At 63.2% G+C, this 13,188-nt stretch carries 15 protein-coding genes; 14 read left to right on the plus strand and 1 reads right to left on the minus strand.

Annotated features, from left to right (window positions below; all coding sequences use genetic code 11):
* The 3 genes from KW842_RS14000 to KW842_RS14010 form a co-directional block, all read left to right on the plus strand.
* The coding region (locus tag KW842_RS14000; protein ID WP_218304728.1) for a flagellar hook-length control protein FliK at positions 1 to 872 on the plus strand (872 nt) is incomplete at its 5' end.
* Positions 869 to 1,201 carry an EscU/YscU/HrcU family type III secretion system export apparatus switch protein gene (locus KW842_RS14005; protein WP_218304729.1) on the plus strand — a complete coding sequence of 111 codons (333 nt, stop codon included), beginning with the start codon at positions 869 to 871 and terminating at the stop codon, positions 1,199 to 1,201. The genes KW842_RS14000 and KW842_RS14005, both read left to right, overlap by 4 nt.
* 15 nt (positions 1,202 to 1,216) lie before the next feature.
* Complete coding sequence (locus KW842_RS14010) at positions 1,217 to 1,975, plus strand: flagellar brake protein (protein ID WP_218304730.1); 759 nt, start codon at positions 1,217 to 1,219, stop codon at positions 1,973 to 1,975.
* A gap of 29 nt (positions 1,976 to 2,004) precedes the next feature.
* Here KW842_RS14010 and fliE read toward each other — a convergent pair whose 3' ends face one another.
* Positions 2,005 to 2,349 carry a flagellar hook-basal body complex protein FliE gene (fliE, locus tag KW842_RS14015; RefSeq protein WP_218304731.1) on the minus strand — a complete coding sequence of 115 codons (345 nt, stop codon included), beginning with the start codon at positions 2,347 to 2,349 and terminating at the stop codon, positions 2,005 to 2,007.
* Between the two features lie 184 nt (positions 2,350 to 2,533).
* On the opposite strand from fliE, the gene fliF reads away from it, so the two are divergent.
* The 11 genes from fliF (at position 2,534) to fliP (ending at position 13,180) form a co-directional block, all read left to right on the plus strand.
* Positions 2,534 to 4,276, plus strand: a complete 1,743-nt coding sequence (gene fliF, locus KW842_RS14020; RefSeq protein WP_218304732.1) for a flagellar basal-body MS-ring/collar protein FliF — start codon at positions 2,534 to 2,536, stop codon at positions 4,274 to 4,276.
* Complete coding sequence (fliG, locus tag KW842_RS14025) at positions 4,269 to 5,267, plus strand: flagellar motor switch protein FliG (protein ID WP_110844722.1); 999 nt, start codon at positions 4,269 to 4,271, stop codon at positions 5,265 to 5,267. The genes fliF and fliG overlap by 8 nt, the downstream gene beginning before the upstream one ends.
* Positions 5,267 to 6,034, plus strand: a complete 768-nt coding sequence (locus KW842_RS14030; RefSeq protein WP_218304733.1) for a flagellar assembly protein FliH — start codon at positions 5,267 to 5,269, stop codon at positions 6,032 to 6,034. The genes fliG and KW842_RS14030 overlap by 1 nt, the downstream gene beginning before the upstream one ends.
* 4 nt (positions 6,035 to 6,038) lie before the next feature.
* Positions 6,039 to 7,466 (plus strand): flagellar protein export ATPase FliI, encoded by a 1,428-nt coding sequence (fliI, locus tag KW842_RS14035; protein ID WP_218304734.1) that lies wholly within the window; start codon positions 6,039 to 6,041, stop codon positions 7,464 to 7,466.
* Positions 7,467 to 7,500: 34 nt separating this feature from the next.
* The gene (fliJ, locus tag KW842_RS14040; protein WP_218304735.1) at positions 7,501 to 7,941 is read left to right on the plus strand and encodes a flagellar export protein FliJ; all 441 of its coding nucleotides are present in this window, start codon (positions 7,501 to 7,503) and stop codon (positions 7,939 to 7,941) included.
* A gap of 59 nt (positions 7,942 to 8,000) precedes the next feature.
* Positions 8,001 to 9,626 carry a flagellar hook-length control protein FliK gene (locus tag KW842_RS14045; RefSeq protein ID WP_218304736.1) on the plus strand — a complete coding sequence of 542 codons (1,626 nt, stop codon included), beginning with the start codon at positions 8,001 to 8,003 and terminating at the stop codon, positions 9,624 to 9,626.
* 202 nt (positions 9,627 to 9,828) lie between these two features.
* Positions 9,829 to 10,344, plus strand: coding sequence for a flagellar basal body-associated protein FliL (gene fliL, locus KW842_RS14050; protein ID WP_218304737.1), 516 nt, complete (start codon positions 9,829 to 9,831; stop codon positions 10,342 to 10,344).
* Between the two features lie 25 nt (positions 10,345 to 10,369).
* Positions 10,370 to 11,353 (plus strand): flagellar motor switch protein FliM, encoded by a 984-nt coding sequence (gene fliM / locus KW842_RS14055; protein WP_218304738.1) that lies wholly within the window; start codon positions 10,370 to 10,372, stop codon positions 11,351 to 11,353.
* 15 nt (positions 11,354 to 11,368) lie between these two features.
* On the plus strand, positions 11,369 to 11,806 hold the full coding sequence (fliN, locus tag KW842_RS14060) for a flagellar motor switch protein FliN (RefSeq protein ID WP_218304739.1): 438 nt from the start codon (positions 11,369 to 11,371) through the stop codon (positions 11,804 to 11,806).
* Positions 11,803 to 12,405, plus strand: coding sequence for a flagellar biosynthetic protein FliO (gene fliO, locus KW842_RS14065; protein WP_218304740.1), 603 nt, complete (start codon positions 11,803 to 11,805; stop codon positions 12,403 to 12,405). Before fliN ends, fliO begins: the two co-directional genes overlap by 4 nt.
* Complete coding sequence (fliP, locus tag KW842_RS14070) at positions 12,395 to 13,180, plus strand: flagellar type III secretion system pore protein FliP (RefSeq protein WP_218304741.1); 786 nt, start codon at positions 12,395 to 12,397, stop codon at positions 13,178 to 13,180. Before fliO ends, fliP begins: the two co-directional genes overlap by 11 nt.
* Positions 13,181 to 13,188: the final 8 nt, after the last annotated feature.

Below are 13,188 nucleotides of genomic sequence, written 5' to 3' on the forward strand. Positions count from 1 at the left end.
CGCCGGCGGCAGGCGCGCAGTCCGCCGCCGCCGCACTGGCAGCCGGGACCGCAAGCGGCGCCGCACCGGCCGACGCCGCCAAACCGCCTAGCCTGGCCGCCACGCTGCTGGGCAAGGCGCCGCTGACGCCGGCCCATGAATTGCCCGAACTGGGCGCCAACACGCCGCAGCCGACACTGAGCAGCGCCGCCCGCGTGCTGACCAATGTGCTGAGCACGGCGCTTGCGGGCCAGGCCGGCCAGGCGGGCCAACTGGCGCTGATCGGCAAGACCGCGCTGTTCGGCAATGCCGCGCCGGACACCGCCGACCTGGCGCTCAAGCTGCACGACAGCATCTCCAAAAGCGGCCTGTTCTACGAATCGCATGTCGCCGAATGGGCCAAGGGCGAGCGTCCGCTGGCCGAGCTGCTGCGTGAGCCGCAAATGCAGCGCCTGCTACAGCAGGGCAATGAAAGCGCAGCGCGCGCCGCCGCCAACGGTCCCGACCTCAGCGCAGCGCAAATGATCAACCAGCAGTTGCACACGCAGGAACAGCAGCGCGTGCAGTGGAACGGCCAGGCCTGGCCGGGCCAGGAAATGCAGTGGGACGTAAGGCGCGAGCAGCGCGAAGGCAGCAAGGGCGGCGGCGACAGCGACGCCGAGGCCGAACCGGTCTGGCGCAGCGGCGTCCGCTTCCGGCTGCCGCTGCTGGGCGCGGTGTCGGCAGCGGTGACGCTGATCGGCGAGCAGGTCCACATCCAGGTGCAGACCGACAGCGACGGCAGCGCCGTCACGCTGCGCGCCTGGGCCGGCCAGCTGGAAAGCGCGATGGCAGCGGCCGGCGCCCAGCTGTCGTCGCTGACCATCAGCCAGGACGACGAGGCCCAGCCATGAACGATGACGCCCCGCGCAAGCCGCTGCAGCAGGCGGTGGCGCTGGCCTACGACAGCGGCCAGCCGGCGCCCAAAGTGGTGGCCAAGGGCCGCGGCCTGATCGCCGAGCAGATTATCCACGTCGCGCAGGAAGCCGGGGTAGCCATACACGAGTCCAAGGAGCTTGTCTCGCTGCTTATGGATGTTGACCTGGATCAACAGATTCCGCCTATACTCTATCGTACGATTGCGGAACTATTAGCCTGGCTATATCATATTGAAGCAGCGCAAAAATCTGGTTCACCCTTGCCTCCAGCACCGGACACCAGCATCCCCTTGACCGAAATTTGACTCGACTGGCATTAGATGTATTCACACCTTCCGGATGCGGAATTAGAAAACTGGCACGATTTTGAAGTCGGATCGCGCAGGGAAGTCTATGCCCTGCTGCGCGGCATCGGCGAGAAAAAGCAGTTGATACGCATGCTGATCAAGGGCGAATCCGACGTCTGCGTGACCTCCATCCTCGACGTCGATGACGCGAGCGACACCGTCTACCTCGACTGTTCGATCGACCAGGCGCAGAACCGGCGCGTGCTGGCGGCGCGCCAGCTGACCTTTGAAACCACGCTCGACAAGGTGCGCATCCTGTTTGGCGCCGAACAGGTCGAGGCGGCCACCTTTGAAGGCACGCCAGCGTTCAGGATCGCCCTGCCCGCCTCGCTGATCCGGCTGCAGCGGCGCGAGTATTACCGCATCGCCACGCCGGTGACCAACCCGGTGCGGGTGATGATACCGCTGCCGGCCGACCTGGGCGGCCCGACCACGTTCCCGCTGGCCGACATCAGCTGCGGCGGCATTTCCATCCTCGACAACAAAATGATCCTGGCCAATTCGATCGGCAAGCAATACAACGATTGCCGCATCGATCTGCCGGAGATCGGCCAGGTGGCGACCGCGCTGCAAGTGCGCAATTCGCTGGACATGACGCTGCTCAACAACAAAAGCAACCGCCGCCTGGGCTGCGAATTCATCGGCATCCCGCGCGGCTCGCTGGCCGCGGTGCAGCGCTACATCACCAAGCTGGAACGCGAACGCAACGCCCGCATCGCCGGCCTGAGCTAATAAAAAAAAAGGAGCCGGAGCTCCTTTTTTTACACCTGCATATTCATGATCTCGTGATAGGCCGACACCAGCTTGTTGCGCACCTGGATGGTGGCCTGGAAGTTGATGCTGGATTTCTGCTGGGCGATCATCACGTCCGACAGGCTGACGCTGTCGTCCCCCGACGCAAACTGCTTGCTCAGCCCCTCGGCCGTGCGCTGGCTGGCGTTGACCGAATCCAGCGCGGTTTTCAGGGCGTCGGTAAATTCCGCCTTGGGCGTGGCCGGCGCCTCGGTCTGGATGACCGGCGGCGTCAGGCTCGGCCGCGTAGCGTGGGCCTTCAGCTGCGCGATCATCGACTGGATCTGGCTGCTGTCTATTCCACCTGTTCTCATTGCTGCTCCTCTTGTTACAATACGGCAAGGCTTTATCAGTGCTGACAGAATACCAAGCAGAACACCAGTCTCCTGCACGGAGCAGGACCGTAAAGGGCGCGCTGTTCGGGCTATTGAATTTCCTGATTACAAGTAATAATGGCCGTATTCCTTCAAGAACCCTCGTATTCGGGACCCAACCATCATGGCCGTAGCGGAAGAAATCGATAACGCCACAGCAGCCGGCACAGCAGACGACGCCGAGAAACTGCCCTTCATCCAGACGCCGATGGGCCGCAACTTCGTGCGCGCCGCCGGCGCGGCAGCCATCGTCGCGATCCTGATCGGCCTGTGGCTGTGGAACAAGCCGCCGGAATACGCGGTGCTGTTCTCCAATTACACGGACCGCGACGGCGGCGCCATCACGGCCGAACTGGACAAGATGAATGTCAAGCACAAGTTCTCGGACAACGGCACCGCCATCCTGGTGCCGGCCGAGCAAGTGCACGATATCCGCCTCAAGCTGGCCGCCCAAGGCTTGCCTAAAGGCGGCAACGTCGGCTTTGAGCTGATGGAAAACCAGAAACTGGGCGTATCGCAGTTCCTCGAACAGGTCAATTACCAGCGCGCGCTGGAAGGCGAGCTGGCGCGCTCGGTGATGTCGCTGGCGCCGGTCGAGAACGCCCGCGTCCACCTGGCACTGCCGAAACCGTCGGTATTCGTGCGCGACCAGCAGAAACCAACCGCCTCGGTGATCGTCACGCTGCACCCGAACCGCATGCTGGACAAGCAGCAAACCGGCGCCATCGTGCACCTGGTCGCCTCCAGCGTGCCGGAACTGATGCCGGCCAACGTCACCGTGGTCGACCAGGCCGGCAACCTGATTTCCGAACAGGACAAGCCGGGCGCCGGCAACGCCAAGCTGGACGAGCAGCAGCTGAAATACGTCAAAAACCTGCAAACGCAGGTGATCAAGCAGGTGGAATCGATCATCATCCCTATCGTCGGCGAGGGCAATGTGCGCGCCGAGGCGGTGGCCGATGTCGACTTTGCGCAGATCGAGCAGGCGTCGGAAAACTACAAGCCGAACTCGCCGCCGGCTGCCTCGGCCATCCGCAGCCAGCAGACCAGCGAAACCAATGGCAACGGCAATAACGCCAATCCGGGCGGGATTCCCGGCGCGCTGTCCAACCAGCCGCCCGGCACCGCCACCGCGCCGCTGAACCAGACCGCCGCCGCCAACGGCCCGAATGCGCCAGCCCCCGGCACGCCGCCGGGCGCCCTGCCCGCCAGCGGCGCCGCTGGCAGCCCCAGCCACAAGGAATCAACCACCAATTACGAAGTCGACAAAACCGTGCGCTACGAGCAACGCGGCATGGGCGGCCTGCGCCGCATGACGGTGGCGGTGGTGGTGAATTACAAACGCCTGGTCGATAAGGACGGCAAAGTCACGGTAAAAGCCTATACTCCTGAAGAAATGGCCAAGATCAATGATCTGGTCAAGCAGGCGATGGGCTACAACCAGGATCGCGGCGACGCCGTCAGCGTTGCCAACTCGCCGTTCGATGGCGTCGACAAACCGTACGAAGCGCCGCCGGAATGGTGGCGCGACCCGGCAAACTTGCCGATGGCCAAGGATCTGGCCAAGTTCCTGATCACCGCCCTGATCTTGCTGTACATTGTGATGCGCATCGTCCGTCCGATGATGCGGCCGGTGTTCAAGAAAATCGACGAGATCAATGCGCCGGAGCAGGAACCGGAAGTACCGGAAGAAGAAGTCGACGAAGGTCCGGACGAGGCCCTTATCGCCGAAGAAGAATTGCGCAAAATGGAAGAAAACACCGCGCGTGGCTACCGCGAAAACCTGGCCATGGCCAAGAAACTGGCGGTGGAAGATCCACGCATTGTGGCCAACGTGATTAAAGAATGGATAGGCGCCAATGACTGAGAATACCGGACTGCAAAAAGCCGCCATCCTGATGCTGGCGATGGGCGAGACCGAGGCTGCCGAGGTGATGAAATTCCTCGGCCCGCGCGAGGTGCTGAAGCTGGGCGCCGCCATGGCCACCATGAAAAACGTGCCGCACGAGGAAGTGGTCGGCACGCTGGACAACTTCCGCGACATGGTCGCGGCCGCCTCCACCGTGGGCCTCGACTCCGACGAGTACATCCGCCAGGTGCTGACCAAGGCGCTGGGCGACGACAAGGCCTCGGTGCTGCTGTCGCGGATTCTGGGCGGCAAGGACGCGTCCGGCATCGAATCGCTGAAGTGGATGGATTCGCAATCCGTGGCCGAGCTGATCCGCAACGAACACCCGCAGATCATCGCCACCATCCTGGTCCACCTGGAGCGCGACCAGGCTTGCGAGATTCTAGGCAACTTTACCGACCGTTTGCGCAACGACGTGGTGCTGCGTATCGCCACGCTGGACGGCGTACAGCCGGCCGCGCTGCGCGAGCTGAACGACGTGCTGACCAAACTGCTGTCGGGTAATGAAAACATCAAGAAATCGACCCTGGGCGGTGTGCGCGCGGCGGCCGAGATCCTCAACTTCATGTCCGGCGAGCAGGAAAGCTCGGTCATGGACAACATCAAGAACTACGACAACGACATGGCGCAGAAGATCATGGACGAGATGTTCGTGTTCGACAACCTGATCGATATCGACGACCGCGGCATCCAGCTGCTGCTGCGCGAAGTGCAGTCGGAAATGCTGATCGTGGCGCTGAAAGGCGCGTCGCAGGAACTGCGCGACAAGATCTTCAAGAATATGTCGGCGCGTGCATCGGAAATGATGCGCGAAGACCTGGAGTCGAAAGGACCGGTACGCCTGTCCGAAGTGGAAACGCAACAGAAGCAGATACTGCAAATCGTGCGCCGCCTGGCCGACGAAGGCCAGATCGTGCTCGGTGGCAAAGGTGAGGATTCCTTCGTTTAATGGCTATCCACAGCAAAGAATCGCAGCCGGCATTCCAGCGCTGGGAAATGACCTCGTTTGGCGACGAGCGCCCCAGCACGCTGGCGCTGCGCGAGGCGGAACAGCGCGAAATCGACGCCGAGAACGCCCGTCTCGAAGCCGAGCAGCGGGTGCAGGCGGCGCTGGAGGCGCAGCAGGAACAGATGGAAATGGGGCCGCCGCCGCCGCCGCCGATCGAATACCCGACCGTCGAGGAACTGGAAGCGATCCGCGAGGATGCGCGCCAGGACGGCTACCAGGAAGGCCATGCGGCCGGCCACGCCGACGCCACCGAAGAAGTGCGTAAAGCCGCTGACGAGGCGCTCAAAGAAGCCTTGCAAAACGTGCACACGCTGGCCGACAACTTCAGCAATGCCCTGCACGACGCTGACCAGCTAATCGCCAACGAAGTGCTGGAACTGGCACTGCAACTGGCCAAGGGCATGCTGAAGAATGCATTGCAGGTCAAACCGGAACTGATACTGCCGATCGTGCGCGACGCCATCGAATACCTGCCGGTGCTGCAACAGCCGGCGCTGCTGGTGCTGCATCCGGACGACGCGCCGACCGTGCGCGCCGGCATCGGCGAGGAATTGGACAAAGGCGGCTGGCGCGTGGTCGAAGATGCTTCGGTCGGCCGTGGCGGCTGCAAGGTCGACACCGCCAGCAACACCATCGACGCCAGCGCCGCCGCGCGCTGGCAGCGCCTGAGCAACGCGCTCGGCAAGGAAGCCGACTGGCTGGATTGACCCCATGGATACCGTCGAACACCAGCCCGCCCCTGGCAGCCTCGCCAATCCGCACGCCGGGCGCTGGAAATCCTATCTGAACGATTGCGCCACACTGGTCAGCATGGTCGAACCTATGCAGGTATCGGGCCGCGTTACCCGCGTCGCCGGCCTGGTGATGGAAGCAGTCGGCCTGCGCCTGGCCGTCGGCGCCGCCTGCACCGTACCGCTGGCCAGCGGCGGCAAGATTGAAGCCGAAGTGGTCGGCTTTGAAGGCGACAAGCTGTTCCTGATGCCGCAATCCGACGTCGAAGGCGTGGTGCCCGGCACGCGCGTATTCCCGGTCGAGCCGGCGATACCGAAACCGGGCAGCGTCGCCCACCCGCGCCGCCGCCCGAGCGACCGCGCGCGCCACCTGCCGGTCGGCGTCGAACTGCTCGGCCGCGTGGTCGATGCGGCCGGCCGCCCGCTGGACGGCAAAGGCCCGATCAACGCCATCGACAGCGCACCGATCAACACCCGCCCCGCCAATCCGCTGGGCCGCGCGCCCATCGTCGAAACGCTGGATGTCGGCGTGCGCTGCATCAACGCCATGCTGACCGTGGGCCGTGGCCAGCGCATGGGCCTGTTCGCCGGCTCGGGCGTCGGCAAATCCGTGCTGCTGGGGATGATGGCGCGCTATACCGAGGCTGACATCATCATCGTCGGCCTGATCGGCGAGCGGGGACGGGAAGTCAAGGAATTCATCGAGCAGATTCTGGGCGAGGAAGGCCTGGCGCGCTCGGTGGTGGTGGCGGCCCCGGCCGACACGCCGCCGCTGATGCGCTTGCAAGGCGCGGCCTATTGCACCGCCATCGCTGAACACTTCCGCGACAAGGGCCAGAATGTATTGCTGATCATGGACTCGCTGACCCGCTACGCGATGGCGCAACGGGAAATCGCGCTGGCGATCGGCGAGCCGCCGGCCACCAAGGGCTATCCGCCATCGGTGTTCGCCAAGCTGCCGGTGCTGGTCGAACGCGCCGGCAACGGCGAGCTGGGCGGCGGATCAATCACCGCCTTCTACACCGTGCTGACCGAGGGCGACGACCAGCAGGACCCGATTGCCGACTCGGCGCGGGCGATTCTGGACGGCCACATCGTGCTGAACCGCCGGCTGGCCGAAGCCGGCCATTACCCGGCGATTGATATCGAGCAGTCGATCAGCCGCGCCATGCACTCGATCACCTCGCATGAACACCAGACCAGGGCGCGCCAGCTGAAGCAGCTGTTCTCGCGTTTCGAGCGCAGCCGCGACCTGATCAGCGTGGGCGCCTACGCCGCCGGCACCGATCCCGTATTGGATCAGGCTATCCAATTGCATGATCAGATAGAAAATTTCTTGCAGCAACAAATCACCGAACGCGTCACCATGGGCGAGAGTTTAGGGCAATTGACCTCTCTATTCGACTGATTGATCTGGCGGCACGCTGCCTATAATTGTCAATATGGCTTCCAAAGCGCAATTAGAAACCCTGATGGACCTGGCGCAGCGTGAAACAGACGACGCTGCCAAGCGGCTGGGCGCGTCCCTGAAGCAGGTCGAAGAAGCCAGGCAGAAGCACGAGATGCTGGTGGGTTTCCAGGATGAATACATCAAGAAATTTGAAGCGGCGCAGCTGGCCGGGATCACGCCCATGGCTTACCGTAATTTCGTGGCGTTCATTGAAAAGCTGGAAACAGCGGTCAAGGGCCAGCTGGACATGATCAAGCACGCCGAGTACCGCAGCACGCAGGAAAAAGCCGCCTGGCAGGCTGCCGAGCGCAAGCGCATGTCGTATTCCACGCTGAACGACCGGGCAGATGCGGCCGCGCTCAAGCTGGAAAACAAGCGCGACCAGAAAGCCATGGACGAGCACGCGGCACGCGGCGCGTTCTACAAACGCTGACACATCAGGCATTAAGTAGGCATTAATTAGGCATTAACCAGATCATTACGGCGCCAACCATGCAAAATATTCAGACTCCGAACCTCAACGCGAATGCGGTTGCCGCGCCCAAAGTCAATTTGAACCTCAGCGCCGGCGGCGACAACAATGCCTTCAAACAGGCTTTGTCGCGCCAGATGGATCAGCGCCAGGCCAATACGAGCACCCCGCCGGCCAAGGTGGCCGAGCGGCCGAATACCGCAAATACCGCTGCATCGCGCGCCTCCGCGCCCAAGCAGCAACAGGCCGCGCCGGCCAGGCAGCCGCAAAATCAGCAAGCCGATGCCGCGCCAGCCCCGGACAGTGCCAGCACCACCACGCAAGCCACTGCGCCTGCGCCAGCCAAAACCGCCGGCAGCGACAGCGAAAACAGCAGCAGCCAGGAGGCCGCCAGCAGCGACGCTCAGGCCGCCCAAGCAGCTGATCCGATGGCCGACATGCTGGCCCTGGTTGCCGCCTTTAATCAGCCAGTCGCGCCAGCCAGCACACCGGTGGCCGCCGATACCGATGCAGCAGCAGCGGCGGTGTCAGCCGTGGGCGCGAATCGCAGCAGCGCCGCCGACGCGGCGGCCGCCTTGGCTACGGCCGCAGCCAACGCGGCCGACGCGGGTGCCAGCTCCGCCATCCCAGCCGATGCCGCCGCCGCGCTGGCCGCCGCCAGCGATAGCGCCGAGGTAGACGAAGCCACACTCAAAGCCGCGCTGGAACAGGCTGCCGGCGCTGCCGGCTTCAAGGATGCGCTGGGCAAAGCCGGCGCCGCCAACCAAGGCGCAGATACCGCCGCCGCCCAAGCCGCCGTCGGCAAAAGCGATACCGCCGACCAGCTCAAACCATACACTGCCGCGCTGACCCCAGCCGCCGGCGACGCAGACGCGCCTGCCGACGCCAGCGCCGCCCTACCGTCCGACGCTGCAGCCGGCACGGCCGCCAAGGCCGATACCGACGCCCTGCCCCAGGTCGCCACCAAGACCACGCCAGCGGCCGACACCCAGCCGCAAGTGTCGCAGACCCAACAGCAGCAACAGGACCCCGCCGATCCGGCACAGCTGGCCGCCGCGCCCAAAGCCACCACCGTCAATGCCGAGGCTGCCGCCGCGTTGAAGGAACAGGCCAGCATCACCATCGCGCCGACCGCCACCCATGCGGCGCAGGAAATCGCCAAGGCCGCCACCGCCGTGCCTGCCGACAAGCTCAGCAGCCGCGTCGGCACCCAGGCCTGGGACCAGCAACTGGGCCAGAAAATCATCTTCATGGCGGCCGGCGGCGAGCAAAGCGCCACCATGGAACTGAATCCGCCCGACCTCGGCCCGCTGCAAGTGGTACTGAGCGTGAACAAGGACCAGGCCACCGCCGCCTTCAGCTCGGCCGCACCGGAAGTGCGCCAGGCGCTGGAAAACGCGCTGCCGAAACTGAAGGAAATGATGAGCGAAGCCGGCATCCAGCTGGGCAGCGCCACCGTCTCGGCCGGCACGCCGGATCAGAACAACAATGCATACAGCCAGCAGGCCGGTTCGTCCCAGAATGGCAGCGGCGGCCGTTCCGGCGGCTATGGCCGTGGTAGTGACAAGGGCGGCGAAGCCGAAGCGGTACGCAGCGCACCGCCGCAGCGCCGCTTGCCGGCCGGCGCGGTCGATACCTTCGCCTGACCGGCGAGGGCCGCCTTAAAAACCGGGACCGGCCTTACCGCCCTCCCGGTTTTGTTGTCTGTTACACTAAGGAAACGTCAAGCAGCACCGGGAACGCCCCTCTTTTCGGCGCTTCTGTATGCCTGCCCACAACCGATAATGACATAATGGCGGCGTGATCCAATCCGCAGTGTGAAGGGCTACTTTGAAAGCGAATCCAAAAATGAAAGCCGATCAGAAAGTTGAAGCGCCAGCAGGCGGTGGCAGCAAAAAACTGATCATCATCATCGTCGTGCTGGTGTTGCTGCTGGGCGGCGGTGGCGCCGGCGCGGCCTGGTTCCTGATGCACGGCAAAGCCGACGCGGAGGAGCATGACGACGCGCCCGCCAAGAAGAAAAAGTCCAAAAAGCCAGCCGGCCCGGTGATTTACGAGCCCGTCGAGCCCTTCACCGTCAACCTGCAACCGGGCGAGAACGGCGCCGACCAGTACCTGCAAGTGGCATTCTCGCTGCAGCTGGGCGATCCGGAAACCCAGGAAGAAGTGAAAAAGAATATGGCCAAGGTGCGCAGCCGCATCTTGCTGCTGCTGTCGAGCAAGCACGCCAGCGATATCAATACGCCGGAAGGCAAGCTGCAACTGGCCAAGGAAATCATCACCGCCCTGAAAGAACCATTTGAAGATCGTGGCGCCCAGCAGGAAATCGAAGACGTATTGTTCACGTCATTCATCATTCAGTAAGCAGAAGCAGATAAGCAGATAAGCCATGGCTGATAATTTTCTCTCCCAGGAAGAAGTCGATGCCCTTCTAAAGGGCGTCAACGGCGACCAGGACGATGTCGCGGCGACAGAAGATGTCGCTGGCGTCCGCAACTACAACCTGGCCACCCAGGAACGTATTGTGCGCGGCCGTATGCCGACGCTGGAGATTATCAACGAACGCTTCGCCCGCCTGCTGCGCGTCGGCCTGTTCAACTTCCTGCGCCGCAGCGCCGAGGTGTCAGTCGGCTCGGTGCGGGTGTCCAAGTATTCCGAATTCATCCGCAACCTGGTGGTGCCGACCAACCTCAACCTGGTGCACATGAAGCCGCTGCGCGGCACGGCGCTGATGGTGTTCGATCCGGGCCTGGTATTCCTGCTGGTGGACAATCTGTTCGGCGGTGATGGCCGTTTCCACACCCGCGTCGAGGGCCGTGACTTTACCCAGACCGAGCAGCGCATCATCCTGCGCATCCTGGATATCGTGTTCGAGGCCTATACCAAGTCGTGGGAACCGGTCTACCCGGTCGAGTTTGAATACATCCGCTCGGAAATGAACACCCAGTTCGCCAATATCGCCACGCCCAACGAGGTGGTGGTGGCGTCCACGTTTACCGTGGAGCTGGGTTCGGTATCGGGCCAGATCCACTTCTGCATGCCGTACTCGATGATCGAGCCGATCCGCGATTCGCTGACCTCCAGCCTGCAAGGCGAGGCGCTGGAAGTGGACAAGCGCTGGATACGCCTGATGACGCAGCAGATCCAGATCGCCGAGGTCGAACTGGTGGCGTCGCTGGGCACGGCCAAGGTCAATTTCGACGAGATCCTGAATATGCGCGCGGGCGACATCATCCCGCTGTCGATCCCGGAATTCATCTCGGCCACGGTCGACGGCGTGCCGGTCATGGATTGCAGCTATGGCGTGATGAATGGCCAATACGCGTTGAAGGTCGAGAAACTGCTGACCAACGCCGATAACCTTAACAAGTAAACACCGGAGAGAAACATGTCGGACAATCAAGACGATCAAGCGCTGGACGAAGACGATCCATGGGGTGCGGCGATCGCTGAACAAGCGCAGGCCGAGGCGGCCGCGCTGGAAAAACAGCAGGCAGCCTCGCAGGCGGCCAGCGCCGCCGTGTTCAAGGATTTTTCCAGCACCCCCAGCAAGACCGAGACGCACAACGATATCGACTTCATCCTCGATATCCCGGTGCAATTGACCGTGGAACTGGGCCGCACCAAGATCGCCATCAAGAACCTGCTGCAACTGGCGCAGGGTTCGGTAGTCGAACTGGATGGCCTGGCCGGCGAGCCGATGGATGTGCTGGTGAATGGCTGCCTGATCGCCCAAGGCGAAGTGGTGGTGGTGAATGACAAGTTTGGTATCCGCCTGACCGACATCATCACGCCGTCCGAACGTATCCGAAAATTGAATAAATGAAGCACGGACTGATTTCCTCTCTGTTGATCGCGGCGGCCTTGGCCGCCGCGCCTGCGATGGCCCAGCACACGCTGTCGGGCAGCATTGCGCCGGTTGCCGCCCAGGCCGCCGCAGCGCCCGCCGCCGAAGTGGCGGCTTCGGCAGTTGCCGAAGCGCCTGCTGCGGTCCCTTCTACCGCTCCTGCCGCTGCAGCGCCAGCCCAGCCGGCCGGCGCCATGGCGATGACCATCCCTACCCCGCAGGCCAGCACGCCATCGACCGGCGGCAGCCTGCTGCAAACTTCGGTAGCGCTGCTGTTCGTCATCGCGCTGATGCTGGGCCTGGCCTGGCTGACCAAGCGTTTCGGCCCGCGCAACTTCGGCGGCGCCAACAGCAACGTCAAGCTGGTCGGCTCGCTGAGCGTCGGCACGCGCGAGCGCATTCTCGTGGTGGAAGTCGGCGAGCAATGGATTGTGGTCGGCGCCTCGCCCGGCCGCATGAACGCGCTGGCCACCATGCCGCGCCAGGAAAGCAGCGAAGTGGCCGTTCCGGCAACTGTGCCGGGCGCCAATTTCGCCGAATGGTTCAAACAAACGATAGACAAACGCAATGGCAAATAAGTTGTTCGCTGGCGTTGCCAAAGCGGCTCCGGCAGCCGCCAAATCGCTGCTGTGGCTGGCAGTGCTGGCCTTGCCGCTGGCGGCCAGCGCCCAGTCCAATATCGGCATCCCGGCCCTGACCTCGACGCCAGCGCCTGGCGGCGGCACCAATTACACGCTGCCGATCCAGACCATGCTGCTGATGACGGCGCTGAGCTTCATCCCGGCCGCGCTGTTGCTGATGACCTGCTTCACCCGCATCATCATCGTGCTGTCGCTGCTGCGCCAGGCGCTGGGCACGCAGTCGGCGCCGCCGAATCAGGTGATCGTCGGACTGGCGCTGTTCCTGACGCTGTTCGTCATGGGCCCGACCTTCGACAAAATCTACAACGAAGCCTACCTGCCGCTACAGGAAAACAAGCTGACCATGAGCCAGGCACTGGACAAGGGCGCAGCGCCGTTAAAAACTTTCATGCTGAAACAGACCCGCGAGGCCGACCTGGCGCTGTTCGTCAAACTGTCGCGCGGACCGGCGCTGCAGGGGCCGGAAGACGTACCGCTGCGCATCCTGGTGCCGGCCTTTGTCACCAGCGAGCTGAAAACCGCGTTCCAGATCGGCTTTGCCATCTTCATTCCATTTCTGATTATCGACATGGTGGTCGCCTCTGTATTAATGTCGATGGGGATGATGATGATGTCGCCGGCGGTGATTTCGCTGCCGTTCAAATTGATGCTGTTTGTGCTGGTGGATGGCTGGCAACTGCTGCTCGGCTCGCTGGCCCAGAGTTTCTACTAGGAGGACGC

Source organism: Duganella sp. sic0402, from assembly GCF_019219065.1.
Taxonomy (GTDB): Bacteria; Pseudomonadota; Gammaproteobacteria; order Burkholderiales; family Burkholderiaceae_D; genus Rugamonas.

What these genes read in the sequence shown, in the direction of transcription:
- KW842_RS14005 (WP_218304729.1), top strand. Translation starts at nt 869, where the DNA reads ATGAACGATGACGCCCCGCGCAAGCCGCTGCAGCAGGCGGTGGCGCTG.
- KW842_RS14010 (WP_218304730.1), top strand. Translation starts at nt 1,217, where the DNA reads ATGTATTCACACCTTCCGGATGCGGAATTAGAAAACTGGCACGATTTT.
- fliE (WP_218304731.1), bottom strand. Translation starts at nt 2,349, where the DNA reads ATGAGAACAGGTGGAATAGACAGCAGCCAGATCCAGTCGATGATCGCG.
- fliF (WP_218304732.1), top strand. Translation starts at nt 2,534, where the DNA reads ATGGCCGTAGCGGAAGAAATCGATAACGCCACAGCAGCCGGCACAGCA.
- fliG (WP_110844722.1), top strand. Translation starts at nt 4,269, where the DNA reads ATGACTGAGAATACCGGACTGCAAAAAGCCGCCATCCTGATGCTGGCG.
- KW842_RS14030 (WP_218304733.1), top strand. Translation starts at nt 5,267, where the DNA reads ATGGCTATCCACAGCAAAGAATCGCAGCCGGCATTCCAGCGCTGGGAA.
- fliI (WP_218304734.1), top strand. Translation starts at nt 6,039, where the DNA reads ATGGATACCGTCGAACACCAGCCCGCCCCTGGCAGCCTCGCCAATCCG.
- fliJ (WP_218304735.1), top strand. Translation starts at nt 7,501, where the DNA reads ATGGCTTCCAAAGCGCAATTAGAAACCCTGATGGACCTGGCGCAGCGT.
- KW842_RS14045 (WP_218304736.1), top strand. Translation starts at nt 8,001, where the DNA reads ATGCAAAATATTCAGACTCCGAACCTCAACGCGAATGCGGTTGCCGCG.
- fliL (WP_218304737.1), top strand. Translation starts at nt 9,829, where the DNA reads ATGAAAGCCGATCAGAAAGTTGAAGCGCCAGCAGGCGGTGGCAGCAAA.
- fliM (WP_218304738.1), top strand. Translation starts at nt 10,370, where the DNA reads ATGGCTGATAATTTTCTCTCCCAGGAAGAAGTCGATGCCCTTCTAAAG.
- fliN (WP_218304739.1), top strand. Translation starts at nt 11,369, where the DNA reads ATGTCGGACAATCAAGACGATCAAGCGCTGGACGAAGACGATCCATGG.
- fliO (WP_218304740.1), top strand. Translation starts at nt 11,803, where the DNA reads ATGAAGCACGGACTGATTTCCTCTCTGTTGATCGCGGCGGCCTTGGCC.
- fliP (WP_218304741.1), top strand. Translation starts at nt 12,395, where the DNA reads ATGGCAAATAAGTTGTTCGCTGGCGTTGCCAAAGCGGCTCCGGCAGCC.